Annotated in this window: 19 protein-coding genes; 11 read left to right on the top strand and 8 right to left on the bottom strand. The window is 69.0% G+C overall.

Translation table 11 applies throughout. The features are described 5' to 3' along the window. Positions 1–98 precede the first annotated feature (98 nt). Both KEG38_RS07915 and KEG38_RS07910 read left to right on the top strand, forming a co-directional pair. Entirely contained in the window at positions 99–3,836 is a 3,738-nt protein-coding gene (locus KEG38_RS07915; RefSeq protein ID WP_272418478.1) for a DUF3857 domain-containing protein, read from the top strand. Continuing rightward, entirely contained in the window at positions 3,833–4,096 is a 264-nt protein-coding gene (locus KEG38_RS07910) for a hypothetical protein (protein WP_272418477.1), read from the top strand. Before KEG38_RS07915 ends, KEG38_RS07910 begins: the two co-directional genes overlap by 4 nt. 39 nt (positions 4,097–4,135) lie before the next feature. Here KEG38_RS07910 and carB read toward each other — a convergent pair whose 3' ends face one another. Both carB and KEG38_RS07900 read right to left on the bottom strand, forming a co-directional pair. Continuing rightward, positions 4,136–7,507: a carbamoyl-phosphate synthase large subunit gene (gene carB / locus KEG38_RS07905; protein ID WP_272418476.1), complete on the bottom strand. Its 3,372-nt coding sequence runs from the start codon at positions 7,505–7,507 to the stop codon at positions 4,136–4,138. Between the two features lie 57 nt (positions 7,508–7,564). Beyond that, positions 7,565–9,100: an ASKHA domain-containing protein gene (locus KEG38_RS07900; protein ID WP_272418475.1), complete on the bottom strand. Its 1,536-nt coding sequence runs from the start codon at positions 9,098–9,100 to the stop codon at positions 7,565–7,567. 162 nt (positions 9,101–9,262) lie between these two features. Here KEG38_RS07900 and rpmI point away from each other — a divergent pair, with 162 nt between their 5' ends. The 3 genes from rpmI to pheS are packed head-to-tail and all read left to right on the top strand — an operon-like array spanning position 9,263 to position 10,925. After that, entirely contained in the window at positions 9,263–9,460 is a 198-nt protein-coding gene (gene rpmI / locus KEG38_RS07895; RefSeq protein ID WP_153819534.1) for a 50S ribosomal protein L35, read from the top strand. 24 nt (positions 9,461–9,484) lie between these two features. After that, positions 9,485–9,838 (top strand): 50S ribosomal protein L20, encoded by a 354-nt coding sequence (gene rplT, locus KEG38_RS07890; RefSeq protein ID WP_272418474.1) that lies wholly within the window; start codon positions 9,485–9,487, stop codon positions 9,836–9,838. A gap of 16 nt (positions 9,839–9,854) precedes the next feature. Further along, entirely contained in the window at positions 9,855–10,925 is a 1,071-nt protein-coding gene (gene pheS, locus KEG38_RS07885; protein ID WP_272418473.1) for a phenylalanine--tRNA ligase subunit alpha, read from the top strand. Here pheS and KEG38_RS07880 read toward each other — a convergent pair. After that, complete coding sequence (locus tag KEG38_RS07880; RefSeq protein WP_272418472.1) at positions 10,916–12,283, bottom strand: ATP-binding cassette domain-containing protein; 1,368 nt, start codon at positions 12,281–12,283, stop codon at positions 10,916–10,918. The two genes, pheS and KEG38_RS07880, sit on opposite strands and share 10 nt — an antisense overlap. 836 nt (positions 12,284–13,119) lie before the next feature. Between KEG38_RS07880 and KEG38_RS07875 the strand changes: the two genes are divergently transcribed. Further along, positions 13,120–14,859: a sigma-70 family RNA polymerase sigma factor gene (locus KEG38_RS07875; protein ID WP_272418471.1), complete on the top strand. Its 1,740-nt coding sequence runs from the start codon at positions 13,120–13,122 to the stop codon at positions 14,857–14,859. A 152-nt stretch (positions 14,860–15,011) separates the two neighbouring features. Here the strand turns inward: KEG38_RS07875 and dacB are convergent, their stop codons facing one another. Then, positions 15,012–16,535, bottom strand: a complete 1,524-nt coding sequence (gene dacB / locus KEG38_RS07870; RefSeq protein WP_272418470.1) for a D-alanyl-D-alanine carboxypeptidase/D-alanyl-D-alanine endopeptidase — start codon at positions 16,533–16,535, stop codon at positions 15,012–15,014. Between the two features lie 134 nt (positions 16,536–16,669). On the opposite strand from dacB, the gene KEG38_RS07865 reads away from it, so the two are divergent. Both KEG38_RS07865 and KEG38_RS07860 read left to right on the top strand, forming a co-directional pair. Next, a complete protein-coding gene (locus tag KEG38_RS07865; RefSeq protein ID WP_272418469.1) occupies positions 16,670–17,203 on the top strand; it encodes a hypothetical protein in 534 nt (177 codons plus the stop codon). Between the two features lie 8 nt (positions 17,204–17,211). After that, positions 17,212–17,706, top strand: coding sequence for a hypothetical protein (locus KEG38_RS07860; protein ID WP_272418468.1), 495 nt, complete (start codon positions 17,212–17,214; stop codon positions 17,704–17,706). On the opposite strand, the gene KEG38_RS07855 is transcribed toward KEG38_RS07860, so the two are convergent. Continuing rightward, positions 17,703–18,605: a fumarylacetoacetate hydrolase family protein gene (locus KEG38_RS07855; protein ID WP_272418467.1), complete on the bottom strand. Its 903-nt coding sequence runs from the start codon at positions 18,603–18,605 to the stop codon at positions 17,703–17,705. The genes KEG38_RS07860 and KEG38_RS07855 overlap by 4 nt on opposite strands. Before the next feature lie 311 nt (positions 18,606–18,916). On the opposite strand from KEG38_RS07855, the gene pyrG reads away from it, so the two are divergent. Continuing rightward, positions 18,917–20,608 (top strand): CTP synthase, encoded by a 1,692-nt coding sequence (pyrG, locus tag KEG38_RS07850; RefSeq protein WP_272418466.1) that lies wholly within the window; start codon positions 18,917–18,919, stop codon positions 20,606–20,608. Here the strand turns inward: pyrG and KEG38_RS07845 are convergent. Further along, on the bottom strand, positions 20,601–21,566 hold the full coding sequence (locus KEG38_RS07845; protein ID WP_272418465.1) for an acyl-CoA desaturase: 966 nt from the start codon (positions 21,564–21,566) through the stop codon (positions 20,601–20,603). The two genes, pyrG and KEG38_RS07845, sit on opposite strands and share 8 nt — an antisense overlap. A gap of 168 nt (positions 21,567–21,734) precedes the next feature. Here KEG38_RS07845 and KEG38_RS07840 point away from each other — a divergent pair, with 168 nt between their 5' ends. After that, positions 21,735–22,388 carry a CBS domain-containing protein gene (locus KEG38_RS07840; RefSeq protein ID WP_272418464.1) on the top strand — a complete coding sequence of 218 codons (654 nt, stop codon included), beginning with the start codon at positions 21,735–21,737 and terminating at the stop codon, positions 22,386–22,388. Between the two features lie 5 nt (positions 22,389–22,393). On the opposite strand, the gene KEG38_RS07835 is transcribed toward KEG38_RS07840, so the two are convergent. After that, the gene (locus KEG38_RS07835) at positions 22,394–23,329 is read right to left on the bottom strand and encodes a diacylglycerol/lipid kinase family protein (RefSeq protein WP_272418463.1); all 936 of its coding nucleotides are present in this window, start codon (positions 23,327–23,329) and stop codon (positions 22,394–22,396) included. Between the two features lie 190 nt (positions 23,330–23,519). On the opposite strand from KEG38_RS07835, the gene KEG38_RS07830 reads away from it, so the two are divergent. Continuing rightward, positions 23,520–24,851, top strand: a complete 1,332-nt coding sequence (locus KEG38_RS07830) for a HEAT repeat domain-containing protein (protein ID WP_272418462.1) — start codon at positions 23,520–23,522, stop codon at positions 24,849–24,851. Between the two features lie 12 nt (positions 24,852–24,863). Here KEG38_RS07830 and KEG38_RS07825 read toward each other — a convergent pair whose 3' ends face one another. Continuing rightward, positions 24,864–26,954: a DUF6029 family protein gene (locus KEG38_RS07825; protein ID WP_272418461.1), complete on the bottom strand. Its 2,091-nt coding sequence runs from the start codon at positions 26,952–26,954 to the stop codon at positions 24,864–24,866. Positions 26,955–26,977 lie beyond the last annotated feature (23 nt).

The following is a 26,977-nucleotide window of genomic DNA, read 5'->3' as shown; positions in this document are numbered from 1 at the left end:
ACGGCCGGATCCCCCCGCGCCCGCACGGTCGGGAAGCTCGCTGGACGGCCCGTTGTCATCCCCTTGACCAGCCGGTCATCGCACGGGATAGCCCGTCGATGGCTCGTTTACGTGGTGCTCACCTGGATCGCGCGCCCCGCGCGAAGGCACGGCTCGCCCTCGCGTTGACTTTCGCCTGCTGCGCGATCGCCCCGACGTACCCGGCGAGCGCAGAGGGCGGGACGATCCACACCGAGGTGCTCGATGCGAGCACCTCGATCGCCTCCGCGAAGGGGCCCGAGGCCTACACGGCGCTGCGGGATCTCTGGCGCACCTGGGATCGCGCGGACCCGACGCACGTCGAGGAGGCGATCGTCGCGGCGACGGAGAACAAGGCGCTGCCCGCGCCCGTGCGTGTCTACGCGGAGCTGCTCGGCGCGTACGCGAGGCGGCGCCGCGGCGATCTCGAAGGCGCGCTCGCGCGGATCGAAAAGCTCGGGTTCGTCGGCCGCTACATGACCGTGGGCCCGTTCGACAACGACAACAAGACGGGCTTCGCGATCGACTACCAGCCCGAGGCGGAGCTGACCGAGGCGATCCCCGCAGGCCGCGCCTACGAAGGAAAGGAGCGCGCCGTTCGCTGGCGCGTGCCGCCGACGACGTCGTCGTACGGATGGTTCGACTTCGGCGACATCCTCCGCCCGCGCGAGTCGGTGTGCGGCTACGCGACGACGTTCATCCGCGCGCGCCCCGGCACGAAGGCACGCAAGGCGACCTTGTGGATGGGCTCCGCGGGCGCGTTCAAGGTCTACTACGACGGCGAGAAGATCCTCGAGGACGCGGCGTATCGCGAGCTCGACATCGATCGGCTCGCGACGACCGTGACGCTGCGCCCGACGTTCAGCCGCGTCACGGTGAAGGTCTGCGGCGACGAGGACGCGCCGAAGTTCGCGCTGCGCATCGGCGACGAGACCGGCAAGCCCGACCTCGACGTCGAGGTGCGCGCGGACCTCGAAGCGAGCACCGAGGCCGCCGCCGCGATGAAGGAGCGCGCAAAGAAAAAGGAGCCGAAGGAGCAAGGGCGCGTGGTCGGGCCCGTGCAGGCGTTCGAGACGCTCACGTCCGGCAAGAGCCCTGCGCCCGCCGCGCTGGAGCAGTACGCGCGCTACCTCGCGATCACCGGCGGTGATCCGAAGGCCGAGCACAAGGCGCGCGACCTCGCGCGCCGCGCCGCCGAGGCCGAGCCGACCGTGCAGAGGCTCTTGCTCGCAGGCGAGCTCGCGGAAGATCGAAACCAGCGGCGCGCGTGGGTCGAACGCGCGAGCGCGCTCGCGAAGACGAACGACGAGAAGCTCGACGTCTTGCTCTCCGAGGCGCACCTCGCGCGCACGGGAGCGAATTGGCGCGACGCGGTGCCGATCTACGAGCGCATCCTCGCGCTCGACCCGGACAACCTCGGCGGCACGCTCGGCCTGGTCGAGCTCTCCGTCGAAGCGGGCCTCAAGCGCACGGCGCTCGGCATGCTGGAGAAGGCGGTGCAGAAGAACCCGCGCTGCGTCTCGCTCCTCTCTGCACTCGCCGCGCAACTTCGTTCGCTCGGTCGCGACACCGAGGCCGAGGAGGTCGAGGCGCGTTACGCCGCGCTGCGCTTCGACGACGCCGACTTCCTGAGCCAGAAGGTGGAGCTCGCGGTGGCGCGTCGCGACGCCGCGGGCGCGGAGCGATGGCTCAATCGTTTCCTCGGCGTCGACGCGGGCTCGGCGTGGGCGCGTGGGCTCGCGGCGCGCACGTACCGCGCGCTCGGGCAAAAGGACCGCGCGCTCGCGACCTACCAGCAAGCGCTGGCGATGGCGCCCGAAGACGTGCAGACGCTGCGCGCGCTCTCCGACCTCTACGGAGAGGAAGGCGATCGCGACAAGCAGCTCGACCTATTGCGGCAGATCCTCACGATCGTCCCGCAAGCGAAGGAGGTGCGCGAGTACGTCGAGCACATCGAGCCGAAGGCGCCGCGCGCGGACGAGGCGTACGCGTGGGCGCCCGAGAAGTTTTTGCCGATGCGCAAGGAGCCCGCGCAGGGCTACCCGATGCGCTTCATGCGCAACCTCACGGTGACGACGGTCTACCCGAACGGCCTCGCGAGCCGCTTCCACCAGGTCGTCTTCCAGCCGCTCACCGACGAGAGCGCCGCGTCGGCGCGCCAGTACGACTTCGCCTACGAGGCCGATCGCCAGACCGTCGATCTGCGCGCCGCCCGCGTCTATCGCGCGAACGGGAAGATCGACGAGGCGATCGAGAGCGGCGAGGGCGCCGCGGACAACCCCGCGATCTCGATGTACACGTCGCAGCGCGCGTTCGTCGTCCTCTTCCCGCGCCTCAACGCGGGCGACGTCGTCGAGCTGCGCTACCGCGTGGAGGACGTCGCGCCGCGCAACGAGAAGAGCGACTACTTCGGCGAGGTCCAGTACCTCCAGAACGACAAGCCCATCGCGAGCAGCGAGTACGTCCTCATCACGCCGAAGTCGCGCCGCTTCTTCATCCGCACCGACCGTCTCCCCGGGCTCGTCGAAGACGTGAAGGAGGAGGGCGACAAGCGCATCTACCGCTTCACGGGGACGAACGTCCCGGCGCTCGCGCCCGAGCCCAACATGCCGCCGTGGTCCGAGGTGCTCGGCACCGTGCACGTCTCCACGTTCGACACGTGGGACGCGGTGGGCGCGTGGTACTGGGGCCTCGCGCGCGAGCAGTTCGACGTCGACGACGAGGTGCGCAAGCGCGCCCGCGAGCTCACGAAGGGCCTGACCGACGACGCCGCGAAGGTGAAGGCGATCTACAAGTTCGCCACGCAGACACGTTACGTCGCGCTCGAGTTCGGCATCGAGGGCATCCGGCCGCGCCGCGCCGCGCAGACGCTCGCGCGCGGCTGGGGCGACTGCAAGGACAAGGCGACCCTGATCGTCACGATGCTGCGCGAGCTCGGCATCAACTCGACGATCGTCCTGCTCCGCACGCGCATGCGCGGCGACATCGCGCCCGAGCCCGCGAGCCTCGCGCCGTTCGATCACGCGATCGTCTACGTGCCCTCGATGGACCTCTACCTCGACGGCACGGCCGAGCACACGGGCTCGATGGAGCTGCCCGTGATGGACCGTGCGGCGATCGGCCTGCTCGTAAACGAGGGCAAACCCAAGCTCGTGCGGCTGCCGCAGCCGCCGCCGGAGCAGTCGCTCACGCGCCGCCACGTCGAGGTGACGCTCGCGGACGGTGGCTCGGCGCAGCTCGTGTCGGACATGCAGGTGGCCGGCGCGTACGCGCCCGACTGGCGCCGTCGCTACCTCGCCGAGGGCACGCGCCACGAACGCGCGTCGCAGGACCTCGCCTCGGACTTCGGACCGATCGAGCTCGAAAAGGGCCGCGCGGGCGTGGAGACGGGCGACCTCGACGACGTCGAGCAGGCCGTGAAGATCCGTACCCGCGGCAAGGCCACGAGCTTCGCGCGGCGCGAAGGCGACGCGCTCAGCGTGCCCGCCAGCATCACGCCGCGCCTCGTCGCCGAGCTCGCGCCGTCGTCGAAGCGCACGCTCGACGTCACGCTCTCGGCGCTCACGAGCCGTGAAGAGGAGTGGGTCATCAAGGTGCCCGCGGGCATGAAGGTGCGCGCGGCGCCCACGGCGCAGAAGCTCGACACGCCGTTCGGCGCGTTCCACGTCACGGTCGAACAAGCGCCGGGCAAGGTCACGGTGCGGACGGGCCTGTCGTTCAAGAAGGCGCGCATCACGTCGGCCGAGTACGAGGCGTTTCGCTCGTTCTGCGAGGCCGTCGATCGGGCCTTCGGCCAGCGCATCGTGGTGGGCAAGTGACCGAACGCGCGAGCACGCCGGAGGGGCCGCCCGAGCTGCCCGAAGGCGTGCTCGCGGTGCGCCTCGGCCCGGGTGCGAACTGCTCGTCCGCGGGCAGCGCCATCGACATTCTCTTTTACGGGAGCGTCGTCGTCGGCGCGCTCGCGGTGGCCCTCACCGCGGCGCTCACGCCACGTGAGCGTCGTGAATCGTCGGATGACGACGATCGCGACGCGAACGACGCGAGCAAGAACGACACGAACGAGTCGAAGGACACGTAGACCGCCGGCGCATCGAACGCCGGCGGCCCTCGCAGCCTCTCACGTAGACGGGTTCCACTCCTGGAGCGAACGGACCCGATACGCGGCACGCGCGTCGTGCGCGCTCGCCTCGAGGACGTCGACCGCGGCCATCGCGGCCGCCATCGTCGTGAAGTACGGAACGTTGGCGAGCAAAGCATTCCGCCGGATCGGGTAGCTGTCGCGGATCGACCGCGCGCCGACCGTCGTGTTCACGACGAGCGAGACCTGCCCTGCCTTGATCGCGTCGACGACGTGCGGCGAGCCCTCGTTCACCTTGTTGATGGGCGTCGCGGGGATCCGCGCGCGGGCGAGCGCTTGCGCCGTCCCGCTCGTCGCGAGGATCGTGAAGCCGAGCGCGCGCAGCCGCCGCGCGATGACGCACGCCGCGGGTTTGTCGTCGTTCTTCACCGAGATGAACGCGCACCCCGTCTTCGGGAGCTGCATCCCCGAAGCCCGCAGCGCCTTGCCGAACGCATGCGCGAACGTCGGCGCGATGCCCATCACCTCGCCCGTCGAGCGCATCTCCGGCCCGAGCTGCGTGTCGACGCCCGGGAACTTCGCGAACGGGAAGACGGACTCCTTCACGGCCACGTGTTGCGGCATCACGCCGTCCGTGATCCCGAGCTCCGCGAGCGTCTTGCCCGCCATCACCTGCGCCGCGATCTTCGCGAGCGGTCGGCCCGTCGCCTTCGACACGAAGGGCACGGTGCGCGACGCGCGCGGGTTGACCTCGAGCACGTAGATCGTCCCGCCCTTCACCGCGAACTGCACGTTCATGAGGCCGATCACGCCGAGCTCCAGCGCGAGCTGCCGCGTCTGCTCCTCGATCGACGCCACGACCTCCAGCGGCAGCGAATGCGGCGGAAGCACGCACGACGAGTCACCCGAGTGGATCCCGGCTTCCTCGATGTGCTGCATCACGCCGCCGATCACGACCTCGCGACCGTCGCCGAGCGCGTCGACGTCTACCTCGATCGCGTCCTTCAGGAACTCGTCCACGAGGATCGTGTGCGTGCCGGCCTCGCGTGCAGCCTCGACCGCCGCGTGCGTGTACGCCTCGAGCTCCTTCTCCTCGTGGCAGATCATCATCGCCCGACCGCCGAGCACGTACGAAGGCCGCACGAGCACGGGGTAGCCGATCGATCCCGCCGCCTCGATCGCCTCCTCGACGCTCGACGCCACGGCTGCGCGCGGACGCTTGAGCCCGAGCTTCGTGAGCAGCGCGTCGAAGCGACCGCGATCCTCGGCGCGATCGATCGCATCCGCGGGCGTGCCGAGGATCGGAACACCGGCGCGCGCGAGCGGCACCGAGAGCTTCAGCGGCGTCTGCCCGCCGTACTGCACCACGACGCCGACGAGCTCGCCGTCCTTGCGCTCCTCGTCGCAGATCGAGAGCACGTCCTCGAACGTGAGCGGCTCGAAGTAGAGCCGATCGGACGTGTCGTAGTCAGTCGAGACCGTCTCCGGGTTGCAGTTGACCATGATGGTCTCGAACCCGAGGTCCCTGAGCGCGAAGGCTGCGTGCACGCAGCAGTAGTCGAACTCGATCCCTTGCCCGATCCGGTTCGGCCCGCCGCCCAGGATGATCACCTTGCGCCGCCCGCTCGGTGCGGCCTCGCTCTCGCGCTCGTACGTCGAGTAGAGGTACGGCGTCTTCGCCACGAACTCCGCCGCGCACGTGTCCACGCGGCCGAACACCGCGCGCATGCCGAGCGTCATCCGGAGCGCGCGCACCTCGTCCTCGGTCCGCCCGATGAGCCGCGCGATCGCTCGATCCGAGAACCCGAGCCGCTTCGCGTCGCGCAGCGTCCCCTCGTCGAGCGTGCCCTTCTCCTTCGCGACCTCCGCGAGCGTCCGCTCGAACCGCACGATCCGATCGATCTGCGACAGGAACCAGCGATCGATGCGCGTCACCTCGTACAGCGACTCGAGCGGGATCCCGAGCCGCACCGCGTCCGCCACGTAGAAGAGGCGATCGGCGACGGGCACGCCCACGATCTTCTCCAGCGCCGTGACCAGATCCTCGTGGCTCGCCGGCGGCATCTCCACGGGCAGCGAGGGCTCGCGCGGCGCGTCCATCAACATGTCGCGCGCCTGGTTCGGATCACTGCCGAGCTGCCGGTAGTCGACCTTCCCCAGCAGTGACTCCAGGCCATCTCGCCCGGTCTCCAGCGAGCGCGCCGCCTTCTGCAGCGCCTCGGCGAACGTGCGCCCGATCGACATCACCTCGCCGACGCTCTTCATCTGCGGCCCGAGCCGCCGATCCGCGCCGGGGAATTTTTCGAATGCGAAGCGCGGCCACTTCACGACCACGTAATCGATCGTCGGTTCGAACGCGGCGCTCGTGCCCGTGATGTCGTTCGTCAGCTCGTCGAGCCGGTAGCCCACCGCGAGCTTCGCCGCGATCTTCGCGATCGGATACCCCGTCGCTTTCGAGGCGAGCGCACTCGACCGCGACACGCGCGGGTTCATCTCGATCACCACGAACCGACCGTCCTCGGGGTTCACCGCGAACTGGACGTTCGAGCCGCCCGTCTCCACCCCGATCTCCGTCATCACCGCGCGCGCCGCGTTCCGGAGCCTCTGGTACTCGCGATCGGTCAGCGTCATCGACGGCGCGCACGTGATCGAGTCGCCCGTGTGCACGCCCATCGGGTCGATGTTCTCGATCGAGCAGATGACGATGAAGTTGTCCGCCTTGTCGCGGATCACTTCGAGCTCGAACTCCTTCCAGCCGAGCACGCTCTCCTCGATCAATGTCTCGTGCGTCGGCGACTGCTCGATCGCCCAGCGCACCTTCGCATCGAGCTCCTCCGGCCGGAACGCGATCCCGCCGCCCGAGCCCCCGAGCGTGAAGCTCGGCCGCACGATCACCGGATACCCGAGCGGCGCGCCCCACGGCCCCGACGTCTCGGCCAGCGCGCGCGCCTCCTCCACGCTCTTCACGTGGCCCGACCGCGGACACGTGAGCCCGATCCGCTCCATCGCCGCCTTGAACAACGCGCGATCCTCGGCCTTGCGGATCGCCGCGGGGCTCGCGCCGATGAGCTCGATCCCGAGCCGCGCGAGCACGCCTGCCGCGTCGAGCGCGAGCGCCAGGTTCAAGGCCGTTTGACCTCCAAGCGTCGGCAGGATCGCGTCCGGCCGCTCTTGCTCGAGGATCGCCGTCAACGTCGGCACGTCGAGCGGCTCCACGTACGTACGGTACGCGAGCTCTGGGTCCGTCATGATCGTCGCAGGGTTCGAGTTGACGAGGATCACCTCGTACCCCTCGGCCGCGAGCGCCTTCGCGCCCTGCGTACCCGAGTAGTCGAACTCGCACGCTTGCCCGATGATGATGGGACCAGAGCCGATCAGCAGGATCTTTCTCAGATCGTCACGGCGCGGCATCGGGCGGGCGGGTTAGCACCGGAACGCGGCACCGTCGATGAATGCGCGAAAGGTCGCTCAGAAATCGAGGCTCGCCACGAAGACATCCTGGAAATCGTCACGGGTCGCGAGCTCGACGTGCCGGACCCGCGACCGGACATCCGCGAGCCTCGCCCGCGCCGCCTCCGGATCCCGCGCGAACACCGTCGCGCCTTCGAGCGACGCGTTGCCCACCGCGACGACCGCCGACGGATCTACCTCCGGCAGCATCCCGAGCCGGATCGCCACGTCGTGCCGGAGGTGCGTCCCGAACGCGCCTGCCACCGCCACGCGCGCGAGGTCCTTGTCCCGGATCCCCGCCGTCATGCAGAGCAACTTCGTCGCCGCCCGCAACGCGCCCTTCGCGAGCTGCAGCTCGCGAATGTCCATCTGCAGGAGATCCACGCCCCGCGCGAGCGTGATCCGATCCGCGCCCGACGCGATCGCGCCGTCCTTCGCCACGAGCCCCGCGCGCACGAGCTCGCCCAGCACCTCGAGCAGCCCCGTCCCGCAGATCCCTTTTGCCTTCACCGTCCCGATCGTCGTCGCGCGAATGGCCCCGTCGTCGCGCACCTCGACCCGCACGATCGCGCCTGGCTCCGCGCGCATCCCGACCGAGATGTTTCCTCCTTCGAACGCCGGCCCCGCGGGCGTCGACGCCGCGTAGAGCGAGCCCTCGTGCGCGAGCACGATCTCCGTGTTCGTCCCGATGTCGATCAGCATGCGCGGAGGACCCGGTCGATCGAGCTCGGTCGCGAGCACCGCCGCGGCCGTGTCACCGCCGACGAACGATCCGAGCAGCGGGAACGTCGTCAACGTCTCCCCGGACAAACCCAAGCCCGCGGCCGGCCCGGTCCGTTCGTCGAAGAACGGCGGCGTGTACGGCGCTTCGGCCAGGCTCGTCACGTCCTCGCCCCAGAGCAGCGTCGTCATCGCGCTGTTCGCGGCGACGACCCATCTCCGGATCGCGCCGTCTTCCGGGAAGATCCGCCCTCGTGCCGCGCCTTCGAGCAGCCGCAGCGTCTCGCGCGCGTCCTCCGTCAGCTCCTCGCGCGCCTGCTTTCCTTGCAGCGCGTGCGTCAGCCGCGTCATCACGTCGTGACCACGACGCACCTGCCGGTTCAGCACGCTCGCCTCGCCGAGCACCTCGCGCGTCGCTGGATCGATCGTCCGGAGCTGCACGCTCGTCGACCCGAGATCCACCGCCGCATCCACGATCTTCGGCAGCTCTCCGGCCGCGAGTCTCGTCACGCTTGGCGCCGCGCGCAGATCGAACCGGCTCTGCACCTCCACCGTGACGGGCGTGCGCGGCCGGATCCGGCACGACAGTCGCAGGCCCTCGCGGATCATGCCCTCGCTCAGGACGGCCCGGTCCTCCTCGGTCGGCGGCGCGTTCCCGGCGAGCACACGGACGATGCATTTCCCGCACGAACCTCGACCGCCGCAGGGCGCGTTGATCGCGATTCCGCGCGAATGCGCGACTTCCAGGAGCGAATGTCCAGCATGGAAGCTCACGGTGGTACGGACGGGGGTTCCGTCGCTGGACGGCTCTTCGAAGGTGGCGCGGACGAGCATGGATCGGGAGGCTAGCTCTTGGGGACCTTCGCGGCCTTGACAACCCCCGCACCCGTCCGCCATAAAGCTCGCCCCGCCGCATCTACCTTGGTTTCGAACGGCGCTCCGACGGTCGGAGCGAGGCCAGGCAGAGCGCACCCCTCACGGGAGCGAGAAGGCATCATGCCCAAGATGAAGACGAACCGGGCCGCCGCGAAGCGCTTTCGCGTCACTGGCTCCGGCAAGATCCGCCGGAGCAAGGGCGGCTTGAATCACTGCATGCAGGAGAAGAGCAAGAAGCGCCTGCGCCGTCTCCGCAAGAACGACACCGTCGACACGGCGATGGAGGGGCGTGTGAAGCTCCTCCTCCCCTACCGCTGATCCCGAGCAAGAGAGGAGCGCCCAATGCCGAGAGTCAAGCGTGGGTTCAAAGCCCGTCGTCGTCGTAACCGCGTCCTGAACCTGACCGAGGGTTATTTCCTTGGCAGGAAGAACCGCTACCGCCAAGCCGTCGAGGTCCTGCGCCACGCGTGGGAGTACGGCTACATCAGCCGCAAGCTGAAGAAGCGGGATTTCAGGCGCCTCTGGATCGTCCGCATCAACGCCGCTGCCCGCACGAACGGCACGACGTACTCTCGCCTCATGAGCTCGCTCAAGAAGGCGAACGTCACGCTCGATCGGAAGATCCTGTCGGAGCTCGCCATCCACGATCCGGCGTCGTTCGGCGCGGTCGTGAAGCTCGCGGGCGGAAGCCGCTAGGCCGGGAGGTCGGGGCGTGAGCGCCGCGGATCCCGCTCAGGCGATCAAGGCCATCGACGAGGGCCTTGCTGCGCTCGGCACGCGCTACCGCGACGCGTTCGCGGCCGCGACGAGCGAGCAGGCCCTCCGCCTCGAGCACGCCCGCGTCCTCGGCAAGAAGGGCGAGCTCACGGCCGTCCTCGCGCTGATGCGCCACGTCCCCGCCGACCAGAAGGCCGCGGTCGGCAGCCGCGTCAACACCTTCAAGGAAGAGGTCGAGGCCGCGTTCGAGACGCGGCTCAAGGCGATCGCGCGCGCCGCCCGCGAGGCGGAGCTGCGCGGACTGCCCTACGACCTCAGCTTGCCGGGCCGCCTCGAGCTCGACCGCGGCCATTTCCATCCCATCGCGCAGGTTCGGGACGAGCTGCTCGCGATCTTCCGCGACCTCGGCTTCGTTGCCGAGGCCGGGCCCGAGATCGAGCTCGAAGAGAACAACTTCACGAAGCTCGCGTTCCCGCCCGATCACCCTGCGACCGACATGCAGGACAGCTTCTGGCTCGGCCCGGGCTTGCTCCTGCGCACGCACACGACGACGGTTCAGCCGCGTGAGTTCTTGCTCCGCAAGCCGCCGCTCGCCGTGGTGATGGCGGGCTCGGTGTATCGCCGCGACGACGACGTCACGCACTCGCCGATGTTCCACCAGATCGACGGCTTCCTCGTCGACGAGAAGGTGAGCTTCGCGGAGCTCAAGGGCGTCATCACGGCCTTCATCGAGCGCCTTTACGGCCCGGGCCTGCCGGTGCGGTTCCGGCCGAGCTACTTCCCGTTCGTCGAGCCCGGCGCCGAGGTCGACTGCGGCTGCGTCTTCTGCCGCAAGCCTGACGGCACCTACGCCGGATGCCGAGTCTGCAAGCAAACGGGGTGGCTCGAGGTGCTCGGCTGCGGGATGATCCATCCCGACGTCTTCCGTCACTCGGGCCTGGATCCCGAGCGGTACAGCGGGTTTGCCTTCGGCATGGGCCTCGATCGCCTGGCGATGCTCCGGTACGGCATCCCGAACATCCGCCTGAACTTCGAGAGCGATCCGCGCTTCTTGTCTCAGTTCTGAGCCGCGAGCGTCGTGGCCGAGACGGCCGCCGCTCCCTCGAACGAGATCACCTCGTCCGCGATCGAAAGCGGCCCCGGCCGATGCGTCACGATCAGGATCGTCCGCGTGCCCCGCTGCGCCGCGAGCGCTGCCAGCACGCGCGCCTCGGCCTCGGCATCGAGCCCTGATGTCGGCTCGTCCAGAAGCAGCACCGGCTGATGGCTCGCGACCGCGCGCGCGATCGCCACGAGTTGCCTCTCCCCGCCCGAGAGCTCGTGCCCCCCAGCGACGATCCTCGCCCCCCCTCTCGCCTCGGCGAGCCCGAGCCCTCCCACCTCCGCGAGCGCTCGCCGAATCTCCGCAGCGGGCGCATCCTTCGCGCCGAGCCCCACGTTCTCCTCGATCGTCCCCGACACGATCGCCGCCTCTTGCGGCACCCACGCGAACGGCCGTTCGTCTGGACCGACCCCGGCGCGCGTCAGCTCCTCCCCATCATAACGAAGGGCCCCTTCCGTCGCGGGCACGAGCCCGAGCAGCCCCCGGAGCAGCGTCGTCTTCCCGCTCCCTGTTGGCCCCACGATCGCCACGATCCGCCCTGGCTCCGCCGTGAACCGCACCGGCCGCCCGCTCACGCCGCCCGCGTCGAAACGCAGCCCTTCGACCGACAGCTGCGCCAGCCGGAACCGACTGCGCGCCCCTTGCACACTTGCCGCCTCGGCCGCTTCGAGCGCCGCCTCAGCGCCTCCGACCTGCACGCTTGCTTCGAGCGCCTCGAGCGACGCCGCGCCTCGCTCGATCGCCGTCCGCGCATCCCCGAGATCGCGCAGCGGCCGATACGTCATAAAAAACACCGCCGCGAATGCGACGAGCGACCCATTCCCAAGCGAAGGCTGGGATCGCTCGATCCAGACGACGAGACCCAGCAACGCGGCTGCGGCGAGCACCTCGTTCGCACCGGAAATCGCGCCCCTCGTCGCTTCGGCCCGTGCGGCGGCGCGACCGGCCTCATCGCCGGCCTTTCCCAGCGCCGTATGAACCCGCCGCGCGGCTCCGTACGTTCGCCATAGATCCAGGTGCCGTACCAGCTCGTCTACAGCGGAATGCAGGCCCTCTGCGAGGCGTGCCGACCGCGCGTGATGCACCCGGACGAACCGCCGCGCGAAGGCCAGGATCAGCGCGAACGGCGCGAGCAGCAGGATTGCGGCGATCGCGAGGCGCGAGGACAGGCAGAGAAGCGCCACGGCGAGCGGAACGAGGTGTGCAATCGAACGGGCGGCCGCGAGCACGCCTTCATCGACGCCACGCTCGACGTCGCGGATTCGCACGGTGATCGCGGCGAGGGAGGCGGCGGCCGCGCTCGGCGCTTGTCCTTGCAGCACGATCCCGGCGGTGATCGTGCGCCGAATTGCGTTTCCGACCTGAAAGACAGCCCTCTTCTGACCGTAGATGGAGAAGGTGCTGGCTGCCGTCTTTACAAGGGACGCCCCGAGACCGATAGAAGCCAGAAAAATCGGATGATGCAGGGCGTCGTGGGGGTCGACAAGGGCGCTGAAGGAAGCAAGTTGCCTACCCATCAGCGCTTGGCCGAGAAGGCCAGCGCACGAAGCCAAGATTCCATGGGCTATCGCCTGCACCAGGGTAGCCCCAGAAAACATCCAACAGTTTCGCCGGTCCCGGCGGAGCTCGTGAACGACACGCAAGACGAATGTCCGACTGGACGTGTTCTCAGTCGGCATCATCGACTACAACGGAGCGCGTAAGCATGGGAGCACACCGTCATCGAGGCAGCCCGTCGCCCACCGCCTCGCATGTCGGGGAGCCGGCCTCCCTGCATGCCTCGTCGGAGGATGCTCCTAGCATGCCGACCGGCGATAGGCCCGACCCGGGAGCGGGAAATTCGGGAACATACACCGATGACGGCATGAAATTTGCAGAATTACTCGAGAAGACGAGCGATCCAGTCTCCAACATTGCATCCGTGAACGGCGGCCCGAGCCAGCCGATTTCTTCTCGGAGAGGATCCACCGGAATCAAACCGCACAATCCCCCGTTCAGCCCCCTATCGGGCAGCGGGAACAAGGGCCCAGCCATGGCGAGCTTCGAAACCCCGACGAGCCCGGACCGATCCCTCCTTGACCCCGCCGAGAGCTTCCACTCTCGAAAGGGTGATTCCGAAGAAGTGAACGAAAAACCCTCCACCGCAACGAAGAGCAAGATGAGCACGTCGACCGCCCGCCGCCCCGATGCCAACCGCCCCTCCACCAAGGCCGCGATGACGGGCTCCACGACGCGCACCGCCTCGGCCTCGGCCCCCAAGCCCGCGCGTGGGAGCGCGCCCGGTCGTCGCGGTACCGCCGCCGTCGCGAGCGCGCGCCCGGTTCGTCGTAGCGGAACGATCGAGCGCCGGCCCACCAAGGGCCAGGAGCCCGAGCAAACGCAGGCGCCGGTCGACGACGAGGCCCTCCTCGACGACGCGCGCGGTAAGACGCCGAACCCGCCGCTCGCCAAGGAGCCGCTCGCCGCGTCGGACATCGACATCGGCATGCTGGATGACGAAGGCGCGGCCGCGGAAGAGGCCGCCGCCATTCGCCCGCGGCCCGAGATGCACGATCCGGAGCCGACGACGGCCGAGTTCATCGACCTCGAGTTCACGCCGCTCAGCCGGCCGGATTCTCCCCGGACCAACGCCGACCGCGAGCTCAAGGACATCGAGGAGGGCGGCGGTGACTCCATGCTCGCGCGGTATTTCCGCGACATGGCGCTGCACCCGGTCATGGGCCCGGAGGAGGAGCTCGATACCGCGCGTGCCGTCGAGCGCACGGAGATCGATCACTGGGTCGCATTGCTCTCGTACCTGCCCGCGGCCGAGTTCGTGCTCGACGCGCTCGCCGAGGACGTGGCGAAGGCCGGCGAGGACGAGGTGAAGGCGCCGCAGATCGAAGAGCTGCAGAAGCTCGTGAAGATCGCGAAGAAGCAGAAGTACAAGCTCGCGCCCGAGCACGAGAAGGCTTGGAGCCAGCTCACGAACGAGCTTGCGACGGTGATCCGCCTGCCGGACTCCGACCGCCTCTGGATGTCGCGCGCCAGCAGCATCGCGCGTGATCTCGTGCGCGAGCCGGACTTCGAGGAGGACACGATCGCCGACACGGAGGAAGGCGCGCCGATCCGGCCGCCGCGTCCGACGCTCCCGATGTCGCCGTCGTACAAGCGTTACCTCGATCGGGTCGAGAAGACGTTCCAGGCGCAGCACGACGCGAAAAACCGGTTCGTCAAGGCGAACCTCCGTCTCGTCGTGTCGATCGCGCGCCGCTACAACCGCGGCCGGCTCCCGCTGATCGACCTCATTCAGGAGGGCAACATCGGCCTCATGAAGGCGGTCGAGCGCTTCGATCACAACCGCGGCTACCGCTTCTCGACGTACGCGTCGTGGTGGATCCGGCACGCGATCAGCCGCGCCCTCGCCGACAAGGGCCGCGCGGTTCGCATCCCGGTGCACATGCTCGACACGTACAACCGCGTCGCCCGCGCGACCCAGGCGATCATCGCGCGCACGGGCCACGAGCCGACGATCGAGGAGCTCGAGAAGGAGACCGGCGTCCCGCGCGAGAAGCTCGACAAGGTGAAGGACTTCTACGCGGAAACCCCGTTCTCCCTCGATCGCCCGGTCGGCGACGAGGACGGGCGCAAGTTCATCGACTTCCTCCAGGAGGAGAACGCGCTCTCGCCGTTCGATCACCTGGCGAATCGCAAGTGGAGCGACGAGGTTCGTCGGCTGCTCACCACGCTGACGCCGATCGAGTCGCGCATCATCCGCTGGCGTTTCGGCCTCGACGACGAGGACGAGCTCACGCTCAAGGAGATCGGTGACAAGTACAACCTGTCGCGCGAGCGCATCCGCCAGCTCCAGGAGCAGGCGCTCGTGAAGATCCGCAAGCAGATGCGCGACTACTACTGACGTTCGGCGGGGCACAACCCCGCGGGATCGAAGGACCGAAGGCCACCCGGGAGAAACCCCCGGCGTGGCCTTCGACGTTCAGAGGGGTATGACATTTCTGTCATACACGCACGGGCACGGCGTGCGCGATCTGAGCAAGCGATGCTCTCGGGCTATCGGTCCTTCCAGAGGGCACGCGCGGCCGCCTCGACGACCTTGTCGATCGAGCCACGCGCCTGGCCGACCTTGTCGGGAATGCCGTTCACGTAGATGGAGAACGCGATCGGCGCGCGGCCCGGAGGACCGAGCACGTAGCCCGAGAGCGCGGCGACGGCGTTCAAGGTGCCGGTCTTGGCGCGAACGATGCCGCGATCGCCGAGGTTCTTGAAGCGTCCGCGCAGCGTGCCGTCGACGCCGCCGACCGCGAGGTGCGCGAGGAATTCGGGGCCCATGGTCACATCGCGATACGCGGCGCGGAGGAGCGAGGTGGTGCCGAGGGGCGTGATGCGGTTCGCGTCGAAAAGACCCGAGCCGTTTTTCACGACCATCCCCTCCTCGAACGCGCCGATCTCCTTGAGGTAGCCGGTGATGACCTCCGCCGCGCCTTCCGCAGTGCCGGGGCGGGCCTTCTTCTCGGCGCCGACGGCCTTGAAGATCATCTCGGCGTAGAAGTTGTCGCTGTCCTTTCCGAGGAGCGCGAGCAGCTCGCCGAGCGGGCGGGATCGATGCGACGCGAGCAGGCGCTTCTCTTTGGCGCCACCGAGCTTCACGGGTCCTTCAACCTCGATGCCCGCCGACGCGAGGACCGTGCGCAGCGCATAACCCGGCACGAGACGCGGATCGTCGAGGCGCCGCCGGACCCGCACGACGCGCGAATTCTCGGGCAGGTGCCCACCCACGCGCGCGACGAGGCGATCTCCCTTCGGCGAAAGCTCGAGCGTGATCTTCTCCGGATCGCCCTTCTTCGTCGTTCGCACCGTCCCCACGACGTCCACGAAGCCGAGCGGATCGACGCGCACCTGCGCGTCCTTGCCCTTCTCCGCCGCGCGCACCGAGAGCGTCACCGTGTTCTCGTCGAGCGCGACCGCGGAGACCGGCGCGCGGAACGGCGCCCATTCATTCGGCTGCTCGTCGAACGCCGGCGGCACGAAGCGATCGTCGAAGTAGCTCTGGTCGACGACGATCGCGCCCACGCGCCGCACGCCCGCGGTCACGAGCTCGCGCACCATCGGCCAGAGATTCCCGGCGTCGAGCGACGGATCCCCCTGCCCGCGCAGGACGAGCTCCAGCACGCGGTCGCCGTCGAGCTTGCCGTAGAGGCCCGTCACGAAGCGATGCCCCGGCCCGAGCAGACGCAGCGCGGCGGCGGCCGTCACGAGCTTCGCGTTCGAGGCTGGATTGAAGGCCGCATGCCCCTCACGCGCGGCGATCGTCTCCCCCGTTCCCACGTCGACGAACGCGACCCCGGCGGTCCCGCCCCAGCCCTTCACGTCCGCCGCGAGCTTGTCGATCGCTTGCAGGATCGGCCCTGCCTCGATCGACGCGCGAGGACGCGCCGGGGCCTCGGTGCTCGGCCGATCCGCCTGCGCCGGCGCCGGGCTCGCGGCGGGGGTCGGGACCTCCGAGCGCGCCGAGGCGGTGAAGGCGAGGAGCGCGAGGCCGGCGAGCGTGGGGCGGAGACGGCTGCCTTGGTGCATGGGAGCTTCCTACAACGTCCGGGTCGGGAGAGCGCATCCGACGAGGGCAGACGTGGGCTTTCATTGTGCGGAGAGCGCGAGACCTTGCTAGGGTCCGGTCAAACTCGATCCTCTCTTTGGGACCGGAGAAGACCGTGGCTCTTCGCACCTCGACCTCGCATCTCACCCTGGGGCTCTCGATCTCCATCCTGCTCGTGGCCTGCGGCGGCGCTCAGCCGAAGCAAGCCGGCGACGACTCCACCTGGGAAAAACCGCCGGCGAAGGCGGCCGAGGAGAGCAGCCCGAAGGAAGAAGCGCCGGCCGCTGACACCGGCGAAGACACGAAGTGGACCGGCGCGGCCGAGCCGGCGAAGCTCAACGAGGATCAGGTCAAGCAGATGGAGATCGCGCTGAAGCGTGGCCAGACGAAGGCCGCGAACTGCGCGACCGTCGTCGAGAACGGTCCGACGGGTGAGGGCCCGGTGTCGGTCACGTTCGACGGCAAGATCGGCAAGATCACCGATGTCGAGGTCGGCGCGCCGTTCGCGGGTACGCCGGTCGAGCAGTGCATCAAGCGCTCGTTCATCGGCGAGTACTGCCTGCCGTTCGACGGTGATCCGAAGGTCGTGCAGTACAAGGTGAACCTGCCCGCGAAGGCCGCCGCGGTGACGCCGCCGAAGAAGAAGTGACGATCGGAATGAAGCACGCCTCGATCCTCGTCACGCTCGCCCTCTTGCTCGGCGCTTCGCAGAGTTTTGCCGAGGAGACCGAAGAAGCTCCGCCGCCGCGGTATCCGCCGTCGTCGGTGCGTCCGAAGCTCATCGGCGGCGGGCTCGCGATCACGGCGATCGCCTATGGCGTCGGGTTCGTCGCCGCGACGAGCTGGCCGGATGCGCCGGGCGCGGAGTCGTTGAAGATCCCGATCGTCGGGCCGTGGATGGCGATCGCCGAGAACAAGTGTGGTGATCCCGAGGCGACCGATTGTTCGGGATCGATCTGGATCCGCGGGCTTTTGACAGGCCTCGGCGGCCTCGCGCAGATCGGCGGGCTCGCCCTCGTCGCGGAGGCGATCATCATGAAGACCGAGGCGGTCGCGCCGAAGCCCGCGGAGGCGGAGCAGAGCGCGTTCATCATGCCGGTGCCGATCGTGGCGCCGAACATGACCGGGCTCGGGCTCGTCGGCAGGTTCTAGCCCTTCACGCGGCGATACGGCGGCGGCTCGGGTCCGAGCACGGGCCGCGCTGCGATTTTTCCGAGACGATCGACGGCGACCTCGAGCGTCGCGCCGAACGCGAGGCCGAGGCGACGCGCGGCTTCGCTGCCTCCTTCGATCGGTGGAGCACCAACGATATCGCCCGGCAGCAGCGTGACGTGGCGGCTGACGAAGGCGAGCGACTCCGCGAACGAGAGCGCCGGCGCGGCAAGTCGCGCGAGCTCTTCGATCACGCCGCCCACGCGCAGTCGCACGCGCGCTTCATCGAGCGAGCCGGCTTCGTCCTTCGTGACCAGTACGGGGCCGATCGTCGCGGCGAAGTCACGCGCGCGAGAGGGGCCGCTCGTTCGTTCCTGTTCCCGCGCGACCCAGCCGAGGAGGATCGTGAAGCCGAAGATGGCGCGCTCGGCTTCTTCCACCGTCGCGGCGCGGAGCTCGTCGCCGAGTAGCGCCGCGATCGAGATCTCGACGTCGGGCCGCGGCTCGTTCGGCGGGAAAGGAACGGATTCTTGGTGCCCCAACAATCCGCGCGGGTTGCCGAGGTGGTACCGAGGTTCTTCACGTTCGGGTGCATCGACGAACTGCACGAGGAGCGCGCGCTCCGGCAGGCATGGCGGGAGCCAGAGCAGTTCGTCGGGCCAAAGCCTCGCTTCGGTGGGGCGCTCGCCGGCGCAGAGACCATCGTCCAGGACGTCGAGCCCCGCGCCGCCGACGGAGAAGACGCGCGCGAAAAAATCTTCGGCGGTGAACGAGTTCTCGTCGAGCAGCGGCTCGTCGCGCCTTCGCTCGAGCTCGGCGACGTCGTAGAGGCAGCCGTCACGCTCGAGCGCGATTCGTGGCACCGGCGACGACGGAAGGAGGACACGGGCAAGACGCATGGGCAGGGCGCCTCGGCACCAGGATCGACCACGTTAGCATCCCTCGTCGGGTGCGTCGCGGCTTTCAGGCTGGAAAACGGCTGTTTTTTCTTCAGCGGCGAGCGCGTTGACGCGCCACCCTGGACGCCTAGACTGCGCCCTGGTTGACGCTTGGGGCGTCACTTCCATCGAGCGGAGTGATGCATCCCAAACCCCCAGACGTGTTCAGGCAGATGTTTGCCCCAAGCGGGCAGAGCTGTCCGACCGTACGGACAAACCAACCGAGCGCGGCTCGGGAGTGATGCGCCCACGCGGGGCCGGAGCGGCGGTTCATGAGCAAGCGGACCAAATTCGTCTTCGTCACGGGTGGGGTGGTTTCCTCGATCGGCAAGGGCCTCGGCGCCGCCTCCATCGGCGCGCTGATGGAGGCGCGCGGGCTGCGCGTCACCCACATCAAGCTCGATCCGTACATCAACGTCGATCCCGGGACGATGTCGCCGTACCAGCACGGCGAGGTGTTCGTGACCGACGACGGCGCGGAGACCGACCTCGACCTCGGCCATTACGAGCGCTTCACGCTCGCGCGCATGACGCGCCAGAACAACTTCACGACCGGACGCGTCTACGAGTCGGTCATCTCGAAGGAGCGGCGCGGCGAGTACCTCGGCGCCACCGTGCAGGTGATTCCGCACGTGACCGACGAGATCAAGCACCGCGTCCGCGCGGCCGCCGAGGGCGTGGACATCGCGATCGTCGAGATCGGCGGCACGGTCGGCGACATCGAATCGCTCCCGTTCCTCGAGGCGATCCGTCAGCTCAAGGTCGAGTGCGGCAGCCAGAACGCGGTCAGCGTGCACGTGACGCTCGTGCCCTTCATCGCGACCGCGGGCGAGCTCAAGACGAAGCCGACGCAGCACGCCGTGAAGGAGATGCGCGAGATCGGCATCCAGCCGGACATCCTGCTCTGCCGCTGCGATCGGCCGCTGTCGCGCGGCATGAAGGAGAAGATCTCGCTCTTCTCGAACGTCGAGGTCGACTGCGTGATCGCGGCGGTCGACGTCGGGTGTATCTACGAGCTGCCGATCGTGCTGCACGCCGAGGGCATCGACGAGAAGATCGCCGAGAAGCTCAACATCTGGGCGCGTCAGCCGGACCTCTCGCAGTGGCACTGGGTGGTCGAGCGCTTCAAGCGGCCCACGCGCGGCACGGTGAAGATCGGCGTCGTCGGCAAGTACGTGCACCTGCGCGACGCGTACAAGTCGCTGCACGAGGCGCTCGTGCACGGCGGGCTGCACAACGACGTGCGCGTCGACCTCGAGTACATCGACTCGGAGCAGATCGAGCAGAAGGGCGCGGCGGAGCTGCTCGGCGCGCTCGACGCGATCCTCGTGCCCGGCGGCTTCGGCGACCGCGGCACCGAGGGGAAGATCGAGGCGATCCGCTACGCGCGCGAGCAGAAGGTGCCGTTCTTCGGCATCTGCCTCGGCATGCAGCTCGCCGTGGTCGAGTTCGCGCGGCACATCTGCGGGCTGCACGGGGCGAACTCGGCCGAGTTCGATCGCAACGCGCAGCATCCGGTCATCGACCTGATGCCCGATCAGAAGGGCGTGCTCGACAAGGGCGGCACGATGCGCCTCGGGGCGTATCCGTGCGTGCTCGAGCGTGGCTCGCTCGCGGCCGAGGCGTACGGCGCGACGTCGATCAGCGAGCGTCACCGCCATCGGTACGAGGTGTCGAACAAGTACCGCGACGCGCTCTCGCAGGGCGGCCTCGTGCTCTCGGGGACGTCACCCGATCAGCGCCTCGTGGAGATGGTCGAGCTCCGGGATCACCCCTACTTCCTGGGCTGCCAGTTCCACCCGGAGTTCAAGAGCCGCCCGCAGGCGGCGCACCCGCTCTTCTCGCGCTTCGTGCGCGCGGCCGTCGAGCGTCAGCGCGAGCAACGCAAGCCACGGACGGAGAGCGTCGGCGGGGCGCAAGGCACGCTGCCCGGCCCCGCCAAGAGCTCATCCACCGTCAACTGACGCGCGTGGCCGTACGAGCGAGCGAGGGCGCGCCGTCGTCCTCGCTCGACGTCTGCTTGCCGAGGAGGAGCGGCGAACGCTCGCCCACGTCCGCGACGAGGTCCTTGCGAAGGACGCGCTCGGGCGGACGGCGCAGATCCCACACGATGCCGAGCTTCTCGAGCGCGCGCAGCACGTAGAAGCTGATGTCGATCTCCCACCAGAAGAAGCCCTGGTTCGCGCTCGACATGTAGTGGTGGTGGTTGTTGTGCCAGCCCTCGCCGAGCGTGAGGAGCGCGAGAAACGCGTTGTTGCGGCTCGTGTCCTTCGTCGCGTACCTGCGTGATCCCCAGACGTGCGCGAGCGAGTTGATCGTGAACGTCGCGTGCATGAGCACGACCGTCGAGACGACGTAGCCCCACAAGAAGCCGTCGAAGCCGAAGGGGATCGTGACCGCGGCGATGAGCGCGGCCGAGCCGATCACGTGGTAGCGATCGAGCCAGCGGAGCTCGGGGTAACCGGCGAGATCGGGGACGAGATCGATCCGCGTCTCCTGGTGCTCTTTGCCCATCCACCAGCCGAGGTGCGCGTACCAGAAGCCACGACGCAGGGGGCTGTGCACGTCGCGCTCGGTGTCGGAGTGCTTGTGGTGAACGCGGTGCGCCGCGGCCCACCAGAGCGGACCCTTCTGCACGGCCGTGGTGCCAAGGAAGGCGAGCACGAGCTGAAACAGCCGGCTCGTCTTGAAGCTGCGGTGCGAGAAGTAGCGGTGGTACGCGGCCGTGATCGCGAACATGCGCACGAAGTAAGCCGCGGCGGCGAGCGCGACGAGGCGCCACGTCGGGCCACGCACGAGCGCGACGACGACGCCCACGTGCATCGCGAAGAGCGCGGCGACGTGGAACAGCTCGGACAGCGACCACCTCGAAGAGGCGACGACCGTGATGGAAGGCTTTGAATCCGGAGCGTCCGTTTGCACGAGGCCGACTGTCACATGCGCTCTTCAGCCGTCGCCCTGCGTCCCGTCACGATTCGGTCATGCAAACACGCGTGGCTCGCGAGATGCACGCATGACGCGTGGTGCAGCGCGTCGCGCGTCATCGCCTTGGGCGGTGCGCACGACGCGCGCGGGAGCAAGGAGGATCGTGTGAAGGTGCGAGAGATCATGAGCGCGCCCGTCAGCACGCTCGAGCTCGGCGACAACATTCTGTTCGCGGAGGAGCTCATGACCGTCGAGCGCGTACGTCACCTGCCCGTGCTGGATGGCGACGTGCTCGTGGGCCTGCTGTCGCACCGCGACCTCCTGGCAGCCACGGGCCGCGTCCTCGACAAGCTGCCGGCGGACGACATGGCCGAGGCGAAGCGCAAGACGTGCGTGCGCCATGTGATGCGTGGGTCGGTCGATACGATCGGGCCGGACGACGACGCGGCGGACGCAGCGGACATCATGCTCACGCAGAAGATCGGCTGCTTGCCCGTGGTGGACGAGGCGCATCGACTGCTCGGCATCGTGACCGATTCGGACTTCGTGGCGATGGCGCGCGACGCGCTCCGGGCAGGAACGATCACGCAGGCCACGAAGCAGCCGGTGGTGGTGCGTGCGCCCGTGGCGACGAGGCCGAGGCCCTCGCTCGCGAAGGGGACGGCGAAGGTCGCTGCGACAGCGACGTCCGCGCGAGGGGCGACAAAGATCGCATCGAAAAAGGGGACGGCGACGAAGATCGTGCCGAAGGTCTCGACGAAGGCGCACGTGCGAAAGGGCGCGATGACGAGGAAAACGCCGACGCGGCGAAGCGCGTGACGTGATCAGAGCGTGACGACGTCGATGGGCGGGCCCGCGGAGACCGTGACCTCCGAGGCGCGCAGCACGTCGCCGTCGAGCACGTAGGGACCTTCGGGGGAGAAACGCACGACGAACGAGCGCGCGAGGTCGTCGAAGGAACCCGCGCCGCCGATGGATTTGCCGAGGAGGACAAGCGGCGCGCGCGGGCCGAGCGAGCGTGGAGGCAGAGGGCTCGCGACGAGGTGCGGGCGATCGAGGTCCTCACCCGCGCGGTAATTGACGCGCATGCCGATGCCGAGGTCACGCACGACGGACGCGCACACGAGCGACCAGCGATCGGAGGTGAGGCGACGGCCGTCGACCTCGATCGTGCACGGCATGGGCGTGAGCACTTGCTGTGCATACGGACCATCGACGAACGACTCGACGAAGATCCGGCCGGCGATCCGCGCCGCGCCGCCATACCCGCGCGCGCCGTCCGCGTAGTAGAGGTCGAAGAACCGCGCGACGAGGCCGGTGCCGAAGATGAAGCCGAGGCGCTCGTTCGTCGCGCCCTCGCGTGCCTCGCGGACGCGCAACGTGGCCCTTCGTCGCGAGGTGAGCGCGCGGGCGGCGAAGATCCGAGCGAGCAGCCGCGTGGGATCCCCCTTCATGCCGAAGTTCCGCGCGACCGTGGCAACGGTGCCGCCGGGCAGGAGCGCGAGGCGCGGGAGCGAGGCCTCGCCGAAGGCGCGCGCGAGCGCCGTGACGCCGGCCATGAAGCTGCCGTCGCCGCCGGAGAGGATCACGAGGTCCGTGCCGCGCGCGGCGAGCCGCGCGCAGACGGCGTCGAGCTCGTCGACACGGGAGGTGGGGTGAACCTCGGCGACGCCCGCGCAGGTGCGCCTCACCTCGTCGAGGAGCGAGGGCCTTCGTCGGTAGAGGCGCGCCGTGATGTTGGCGATGACGTCGAAACGCATGAACGAGAGGTCCTCGGCGACGCCGGGGCCTGTGGGGGAGCGGACGCGATGGGCGTGATCGGGAGACAAAAGAGCCGCCCGAGCCGCGCAGGGTGACGCACCGGAGGCCCGGGGGAAAGGGCCGAGCGCGCGTGGAGACGGAAGGCTTTGCGAGACGGGGCGAGGTCAGGTAGCTCGAAAGGAACGCCCGATGATCGCTCGCCGCACGAAATTCCCGCGCGCCCTTGGAAGTCTCCTCGTCCTCGCTCTCACCGCAGGCTGCGGCGGAGGCCCCGCGCTACGCGCCGCAGAGCAAGGGGATCTCGGCGGCGCGCGACGCGTGCTCGCGAGTGGCTCCGCAGAGGAGGCGGTGGACGAGGCCGAGGCGCGTCGCATCGCGCGCGTGGTGCTCGAACAAGAGGTGAAGGCCGCGAAGGGGGACGCGGGCGTGAGCAAGCTGAAGGAGCTGCCTTCGTGCGCGGAAGGGCTCGACGAGGTGCTCGAAGCGCGCGCCGCGGGCAGCGACGAGGTCGCGGCGATCGCGGCGCTCATCCGCTTCGATGCACGCCTCTGGGATCGCGACGATCTCGCGGAGGCGGCCCGCGCGGCGCTCGCGTCGAAGGGCGCGTCGAGCGCGTGGCGCGCCGTGGAAGCGCGTGGGCTCGTCGCGTACGCGGACGGTCCGCAGCGCAGGAGCCTGTTCGCCGACGGGGACCAGGCCGTGCGTCTCGCGGCGCTCAAGGCCTCCTTCGACGCGTTCGATCCGAACGACACCGAAGCGCTGCTCGAAGCGGCGCGGCTCGATCCGCACCCGCCCGTACGCCTGCAGGCGATCGACGCGGTAGGCAACCTCGGCGGCGATCGCGTCGTGCTCGCGCTGAAGGATCTCTTCGTGAAGGCCGACGAGGACGAACGGGTCGCGATCGTGGGCGCGTGGTCCTCGACGCGGGCGATGGACGCAGGCGGGCGAGCGCAGCTCGTACGCGTGTCGCAGATCGAGCGAGGTTTGCCGCAGATCGCGGCCGCGGCCGTGCTCGTCCGCCAGCCGGGGCTGGGCGCGGAGGACGCTGCAGGCGTGCTCGCGCGGGCGATCGAGACGGGCTCGACGCGCGAGCGGGTGTTCGCGATCCACGCGGCGACGCTCAGCGTGCCGAGCGTTCGTGAGGCGCTCGTGAAGGCGCGGACCGATGCGGACGAGGACGTCGCCATCGCGGCGCTCGGCCGCGGCCTGGAGATGGCGCCGGCCGAAGGCGAAGGCGCGAAGCCCAAGGAGCGCGCTGAGATCACGCAAAAGCTTCTCGGCATGGCCAAGGGCAAAGGCATCCGCGCGCTGCTCGCGAAGGCGGCGCTCGCGCGGGCGGGCGCGCGCGAGGTGCTCCCGCTCCTCACGACGGACGCGCGCTCGACGAGCGAGCAGGCGCGCAAGGTCGCGGGCACGTCGCTCGTGGCGCTCGGCGAGCTCGGGCGCGCCGCGCTCCTCGCGGTCGACGCGGATCCGCGCGTTCGCACGGGCGTCGCATGCGCGATGCTCCGTGCGAAGTAACAGTTTGTCCGACTAGAACCGGGAGACGACCTCGAGCCGCGCGCCTTCGAAGGGCGGGAACAGGCGGCAGACGCCGGAGACGCAGCGGATCGCGCCGCGCCGCTGCCCGACGAAGAGGTTCACGGTGTTCACGAGCCGCGAGGCCCACGTGTCCGTGCTCCCGGATCGGTACGTGAGGCCGCCGCTCAGGTAGTGGCAGAGCACCACCTTGAACTCGTCTTCGCCGGCGAGCTCGGGCTGGCAGCCGGGCCGCGTCGAATACTCGTAGCCGAACACCGCCGAGAGGTGCGGCGACCAGTGGAGCGCCGTGTAGTTCTCGCCCTCGTTCCACACCCGACCGTGCGTCGCGGGCAGGTAGCGGTTCCGGTGGAACCCTTGGAGCTGCAACGAAAACGGTCCCTTGATGTGCTTGACGAGGTCGTAGCGGATGTAGCCCTCGTAATAGAGGACGTCCGTCTCGCCCGGCGCCCGCGTCCCGAGCGTGGGCACGGCGCGCTCCGCGATACGCGCGCCGATCCAGGCGCGCGCGTGCGACTTGCCCTGCTCGCGGCTCATGTCGATGCCCACGGCCGTGTCCCACGTATCCGTGCGGAACTGGTCGTCCATCGACTGGCAGAGGTCGTTCGTGGGCACCTCGGTCCAGCTCCGGTACCGGCCGAGCCAGCCGTAGACCGACGTGTGCTCGTCGTACTTGAAGTTCGCGGTCGCGCGGCCGCCGGTCATGCACACGTTCGGCGACTCGATCGGCTCGATGTAAATCGGCTCCGCGGTCGGCGGCGCGCTGTAGGCGACGACGCTGTACTCGGGCGCGCTGTAGCCCGGCGTGGTCACGTCGATGTTCGAGCCGAGCGGGAAGAACTTTCGATTATGTTTGGCCTCCAAGGAAAGCTGCAGCTTCCCGAGACCGAAGTTCGCGTTCGCGTAAACCGCGTATCCCGACACGTCCGCCTGCCGCTCCGTGGCCGTGCCTTGCGCGTCGATCGCGCCCACGTGCCCGTCGCGGAGCTGCTGCCCGGCGACCTCCACGTAGAGGTCGCCGATCCCCGCGATCGACGGCACGTTCACCGATCCGCTGAACGTGCGGATCTGGTTGTGCGAACGACCTCCGGGCAGGACCGTGAACTCGGGGAACTCGGCGTAGCAGCGATCCACGCACGTCGAGTCGCCCGTGGAGCAGGCGTTCCTGCACGCGAGGTTCTCCTCGGTGAAGGATTTGCGCATCAGCACCGACGCGTTCGCGGCGAACTGGACGGCGTCGATCCCGCCCTCGACGCGGCCGCCGAAGATCGTGTCTTCGAGGTAACTCGGCCTCGGCGCGGCCACGACCGGCTGCCCATTGATGGCGTACGTCGTCGCGGCCTTCGCGTCCGGAAAGCCGAAAAACAAGGGCGATCCTGCGCCGTGCAGGCGCCGGCCGCTCACCTCGTCGAAACGCAGCGGGTTCATCTGCCCCGCGAGCAAGGTCGCGCCGATCCGCGCGGGCCCGAGCTTCTTGTCGAAGACGACCTTGCCGCCGCGGATCGTCGTGTCGATCGCGAGCTCGTCGATCTTGCGCACGCTGAGCACGAGGCCGCGACCGAGCTGCGCGTAGAAATCGCCGATCGTGACGTCGAGGCCCGGCTGGTTGTATCCGACGTAGAGTTTGGCCGGGTAGATGCTGTTCAGAAACCGCGTGTTGAGCTCGTTGTAGAAGCGGTTCGCATAGTCGATCGTCTGCGGCACCTGGGCGTTCGGATCCGCCTGCTTCACCGCGTCGATCTGCTTCTGCGCGATCACCTGCGCCTCGGTGCGCGTCGTGGTCAGGTAGTAGAGCGCCGAGTCGAGCCGCACGCCCACGCGGAAGCGCCACCACGTGGCCTGCACGTTGAGGCGGTTGATCCACTCGCCGTAGTCGTCGTCGACGATCGGCCGCGGGTTGAACGCCCTTGGATCGTGGTTGCGGTTGTCCCAGCGGTAGTCGACGACCGTGGTGTTGGTGACGTCGAGACCGATCGGCTCACCGGCCGGCCCAGGCAGGTCGAGCGCGCTCGCGGCGGGCGCGATCGCGAGGCTTCCGAGGGTGACGGCCAGCGCGGCTGCGGCGCGACGCGAGGAGGAGCTCACGCGCGCCTTCTACCATGACGCGC

It is taken from the genome of Polyangium jinanense (assembly GCF_028435265.1).
GTDB classification, from domain to species: Bacteria; Myxococcota_A; Polyangia; order Polyangiales; family Polyangiaceae; genus Polyangium; species Polyangium jinanense.
This window is presented reverse-complemented; position numbering and strand designations above follow the sequence as displayed.

Bases quoted from the DNA above. Each gene is read 5' to 3' on its own strand.
- KEG38_RS07915 (WP_272418478.1), top strand. From the start codon at position 99: ATGGCTCGTTTACGTGGTGCTCACCTGGATCGCGCGCCCCGCGCGAAG.
- carB (WP_272418476.1), bottom strand. From the start codon at position 7,507: ATGCCGCGCCGTGACGATCTGAGAAAGATCCTGCTGATCGGCTCTGGT.
- KEG38_RS07900 (WP_272418475.1), bottom strand. From the start codon at position 9,100: ATGCTCGTCCGCGCCACCTTCGAAGAGCCGTCCAGCGACGGAACCCCC.
- rpmI (WP_153819534.1), top strand. From the start codon at position 9,263: ATGCCCAAGATGAAGACGAACCGGGCCGCCGCGAAGCGCTTTCGCGTC.
- rplT (WP_272418474.1), top strand. From the start codon at position 9,485: ATGCCGAGAGTCAAGCGTGGGTTCAAAGCCCGTCGTCGTCGTAACCGC.
- KEG38_RS07875 (WP_272418471.1), top strand. From the start codon at position 13,120: ATGAGCACGTCGACCGCCCGCCGCCCCGATGCCAACCGCCCCTCCACC.
- dacB (WP_272418470.1), bottom strand. From the start codon at position 16,535: ATGCACCAAGGCAGCCGTCTCCGCCCCACGCTCGCCGGCCTCGCGCTC.
- KEG38_RS07860 (WP_272418468.1), top strand. From the start codon at position 17,212: ATGAAGCACGCCTCGATCCTCGTCACGCTCGCCCTCTTGCTCGGCGCT.
- KEG38_RS07855 (WP_272418467.1), bottom strand. From the start codon at position 18,605: ATGCGTCTTGCCCGTGTCCTCCTTCCGTCGTCGCCGGTGCCACGAATC.
- pyrG (WP_272418466.1), top strand. From the start codon at position 18,917: ATGAGCAAGCGGACCAAATTCGTCTTCGTCACGGGTGGGGTGGTTTCC.
- KEG38_RS07835 (WP_272418463.1), bottom strand. From the start codon at position 23,329: ATGCGTTTCGACGTCATCGCCAACATCACGGCGCGCCTCTACCGACGA.
- KEG38_RS07830 (WP_272418462.1), top strand. From the start codon at position 23,520: ATGATCGCTCGCCGCACGAAATTCCCGCGCGCCCTTGGAAGTCTCCTC.